The 4,181-nt window shown below is 64.8% G+C and carries 4 protein-coding genes; 1 reads left to right on the plus strand and 3 read right to left on the minus strand.

What is annotated here, in order from left to right; translation table 11 throughout:
- Positions 1-501: autotransporter outer membrane beta-barrel domain-containing protein (locus VFG49_RS03960; RefSeq protein WP_324858211.1), on the plus strand; the 501-nt coding region annotated here is incomplete at its 5' end.
- A 6-nt stretch (positions 502-507) separates the two neighbouring features.
- On the opposite strand, the gene VFG49_RS03965 is transcribed toward VFG49_RS03960, so the two are convergent.
- From VFG49_RS03965 to VFG49_RS03975, 3 genes are all read right to left on the minus strand, one after another.
- Positions 508-1,662 carry a M23 family metallopeptidase gene (locus VFG49_RS03965; protein WP_324858212.1) on the minus strand — a complete coding sequence of 385 codons (1,155 nt, stop codon included), beginning with the start codon at positions 1,660-1,662 and terminating at the stop codon, positions 508-510.
- A gap of 66 nt (positions 1,663-1,728) precedes the next feature.
- The gene (locus tag VFG49_RS03970) at positions 1,729-3,417 is read right to left on the minus strand and encodes a DUF6311 domain-containing protein (RefSeq protein WP_324858213.1); all 1,689 of its coding nucleotides are present in this window, start codon (positions 3,415-3,417) and stop codon (positions 1,729-1,731) included.
- 185 nt (positions 3,418-3,602) lie between these two features.
- The coding region (locus VFG49_RS03975) for a GH39 family glycosyl hydrolase (protein WP_414649048.1) at positions 3,603-4,181 on the minus strand (579 nt) is incomplete at its 5' end.

Consider the following 4,181-nt stretch of genomic DNA (forward strand, 5'->3'; position numbering starts at 1 on the left):
GGACTGGAGCTGCACCACAACGGCTTCGGCTGGGCCGCCTCACTGGAAGGCGGTTATCCGTTCCACGACGAGTCGCAGGTATGGGAGCCGCAGGCGCAGGTGATCTACCAGCGCGCGAACAACGGGCAGAGCAGCGATGCAGCGGCACTCGTGCAATTCAGTGATATCACCTCGCTGGTAGGACGCGTAGGTCTGCGCTGGGCCAACACCTGGACGCAGGAACCCGCCGCCGATGGCAGCCCGCGCCTGTTCACTGGGTGGTTGCGCTTCAACCTGTGGAAGGAGTTCAAGGGACAACCGAAGACGTCCTTCTCCTCGGACGACGGCTTCGTGCCGTTCGACGGTAGCATCAAGGGCTCGTGGTGGCAGCTCAATGCCGGCATGACGTGGGAGCTGGACAAGAACACATCGTTCTACGCCAACCTCGGCTACCAGAAAGGCTTCGACAGCCGTGGTTTCCATGCGTGGGATGGCAAGGTGGGTTTCCGCTGGAATTGGTAAGCAAACCTAGCGTCGGGCGTCGTCGCCGAAATCGACGACGCTGAGCGGCGCGGGCAATTCGTCGCGATGGATGACCGGCGTGGTAATCGACCACGGCTGTCCCTTGCCGAAGGCGTCGATGCTTTCGTAACCGCCGAGCTGACGGAAATCCTGCAGCACATACGGCAATCCTTCCGCATCGAGCGGTGCATCGCGGTCGGCGATGTGGAAATGCAGATGCGGGCCGGTGGACTCACCGGTAAAGCCGAGTTGTCCGATCACCTGGCCGCGTCGCACATGCTGGCCCGCTTTCACCGTGATGCTGCCGGGCCTGAGGTGTTCGTAGAAGGCGAAGCGGCCGTCGCCGAGATCCAGCGATACATAGTTGCCGGCCGCGTCCTCCAGCGGCACTTTCTGTGCGGCGTGCTCGGCCAGCGTGGCGGATTCGGCGATGCCTTCACCGGTGGATGCCACGACCGCGTCGGTCACGGCCAGCACGTCCGCGCCATAGCCATGCCATTGCGTCGGCTTCGCACCGTCGCCGCTCGCAAAGCCACCATGCTCGCCGAGGCGAATCCAGTCGATGGCGAAACGCCCGGGCACGTGCACGGCACCGTCGACCGCATAGAGCACGCGACGATGCCCGCGCTCCCACTGCGTACTGTAGATCGCCACCCACGGCCCGCCACGCAGCGGTGGGCCCAGCGTCAGCGGCGCGCGCGATGACACGGTGAACGCGCCGCCTTCGGTGCTGGCGTGGGATGACGAAGGTGCTTCACTCGCATAGCTGATGCGATGGTGCAGGTGAGCAGCGGAGCCCGCAGCACGATCGAATGGCACCGAAAGATAGGCCACACCCTCCACGCCGGGCGGCATCCGCGCAAGATCCTTGTCGGCAGGATGATCCGGGCGTCCGAGTACCGCATCGAGCGCGCGGCCTTCGACGTTCGCAAGCACGCGTCCGTCGTCGTCCAGCACGGCAATGCCTTTCACTCGCAACGGATCGCGCGCATAGCTGGTGAAGTGCAACTCATACACCAGCGATGCCTTGCCATCGACCACCACCGGTTCGGGCGTCCATGGCACGCGCAAGTCGAAGGACTGCGTGACGGGAGCGCGTTGCGCCTGGGCAACGGCGCAGGCGAGCGCAAGGGCAGCCAGCAGGACGATGCGACGTAGCATGCGGCGAATCCAAGCCGGGGAGCCGCCAGCTTTGGCTCCTGGACATCGCATCGCTACTGCCGAAGGTCACTGCGCGTGCTTGAGATCCTGCGCGCCGGCCGGGAGCGGCTGGCCCCAGCCTGGTGCAAGCACGCGCCATCCGTCCAGAATGAACACCGCGTCATCGGCGCGTGCCGCGCGTGCCGCGCGATCGGCGACCGAAGGATCCAGCACATACAACGTGTCCGGCTCCGGGCGGCCTTCGCTGACGCGCTGCAGCTGTTCGGTGCGCACATGGTTGAAGACTTTCCAGTTGGCGCGTGCCACCTGGATGGCATCCGTTGCCATCCGATGTTCAAGCGCAAAACGCGCCAACACTTCCCAACCCGGCGCCAGCACGCGCGTGGGTACCAGGCGCAAGCGGCGATAGCGCTGGCCGGCTTCGTCCCAGAAGGGCCCTTGCAGATGCACTGCGTCGTCGGTGGTGGCGCGCGCCGTCAGTACGGCGTTGAGGTTGCGTAAGCCGGGAGCGAGGTCCACTGCCTGCAGCATTACGGCCATGGCTAGCACGCACGTCAACCAGCGTGCCGGTAGCCAACGAGCTAGCGCGAGTATGGCTACGGCAAGCAATGCGTAGTACGCCAGCCAGAACAATCGTCCGGTGGCCTGGATGGACGAGTGCGACAGCTTGTCCTGCAGCCACGCCGGCAGTGGAAGCTGCCACTGATGGCCAGCCAGCCCCACGTGCGGCGTGATGGCTACCAAGGCCAGCAGAACACTCGTGCAGATCAACGGAACATGGAGGCGCAGGCGCACGTGCGCGGGAGTGCGCCATGCTGCCAACAGTCCCGCGAAAAGCAGGAACAGGCCACCGACACCGAAGTAATTGAAACCCTCGTACTCGCCCGCGGCCTCTGCGAAACGCAGGCCAAAAGCCGACCAGCCGTCGCCGTTGAATGGGGCAAGCAGGTTCATCTTGTAATAGCCGAAACCTTCGGCCTGCATGCCGCGGCCAGGCACCATGAAGAAGCCCGCCAGCCATGCCACGGCCAGCGTCAGCGCCGTGACATGCGCTGCTTCCAACAGGGCCCGGCGCCACCACGTGACGCGCGCTTGGTCGATATCGCGCGCTTGCCAGGTACGGTGTGCCAGGTCGGCCAACCACAACGCAGCGGCCATCAGGAAAAGATACGCGTGTACCAGCATTGCCATCGGCACCAGCAGCGACCACCACAGGTGTTGGCGCGACGACGAAGAGCGAAGGCACAGGTACATCGCGGCCAGGATGACCCAATGCGCCACCAGCGCCATGTGGCCGCCAAGCCGCGCGAGCATCGGCGGCGACAGCACGAACAGCACGCAGCCAAGGATGCGGGCAAACACGTTGTCGGTGGCCAGCGACATGATCTTCCAGGCGAACCAACCCTGGAGCATGAAGCAGGCGACGATCCACAGCCCGAAGTACTGGAATGGCTCAGGCAGCATCGATGCCAGCGGTTTCAGCACCATCGCCAGCAAGGGGATCGAATCGGAGTAATAGACTGACGAATGGATTTCCAGGCCGTACGAGGGCGTGGCGCCCCACGGCAGCATCCATGCGTCGTGTCGATAGAATGCCCAGCCAAGGTAGCTTTGTGCGAGGTCCGCGTGATGCAGCCAGAGGACATTGCCCGGCGACAGCATGGCGCCACCGGTGACGAACAACGCGGCCAGCGCGCCGAGGATCAGCGGGAGGCACAGCGTCCAGCGCTGGCGTGCGTCGCGATTGGAAAGCACCGGAAATCCTTGTCGAGGCCAGGCGTCTTCATCGGCATGCGATTGCCGAGGAAGTGCCAAGCATAGTGTTCGACCCAGGGATCAGGAAGCGAAGGTATTGCGTCCGTTTGCGGATGCGCGCTGTTCATCACGAGCCCAACAGGCTTCAGCGCGGCGCCCGTTGCGGACGCCGCGCCCGGGTCGCCTCAGTGCAACTCCACCACCACCAGCCCCTGCACCGGCACATCGATGCCTAGCTTGCCGTTGCTCACCGACACCTGTTCCGGCGCAGACAGCTTGCCCGCCTCGCGCAGCTGTTTGATCTGCTCGCGGCTGGGCCAGTTGGGACGACCCATCTTGTCGAACGCGGCGACGGCATTGCCGTGGTCCTGGTCCAGGCGCCACACGGTGGCCTGCGAGGCGTTGCCCACATGTTTCACGTCCACCTCGAAATGCTTTGTTTCACCGGTTGGCGCGCCGGGCGTGTAGTCGGCGGTGTCGCCGAGCGGCGGCGTGTAGTTCCACAGGGCGAGCACCACGGTGCCGTCGCCGCGCTTGGTCGCCAGTGCGCTGTCGGTCTTCAGCGGCAGCTGCACGTCGCCCAGCTTGTGCAGCATGGCGAAGGCGTTGAAGGCCGGCTTCTCGATGCGGTCCGCGGCGATCAGCCCGAAGCCGCCGTAGAACGGGTTCTTCACCACGCCCTGTTCATCGAACACGTCGGAGAACGACCAGTAGCTCATCATGTCGACCTTGCCCGCGCACTCGCGGATGGTGTTGGCCATCCA

Source organism: Dyella sp. (assembly GCF_035685885.1).
Taxonomy (GTDB): Bacteria; Pseudomonadota; Gammaproteobacteria; order Xanthomonadales; family Rhodanobacteraceae; genus Dyella.

Excerpts from the sequence above, each read along its gene's own strand:
- VFG49_RS03965 (WP_324858212.1), bottom strand. The coding sequence starts at position 1,662 with ATGCTACGTCGCATCGTCCTGCTGGCTGCCCTTGCGCTCGCCTGCGCC.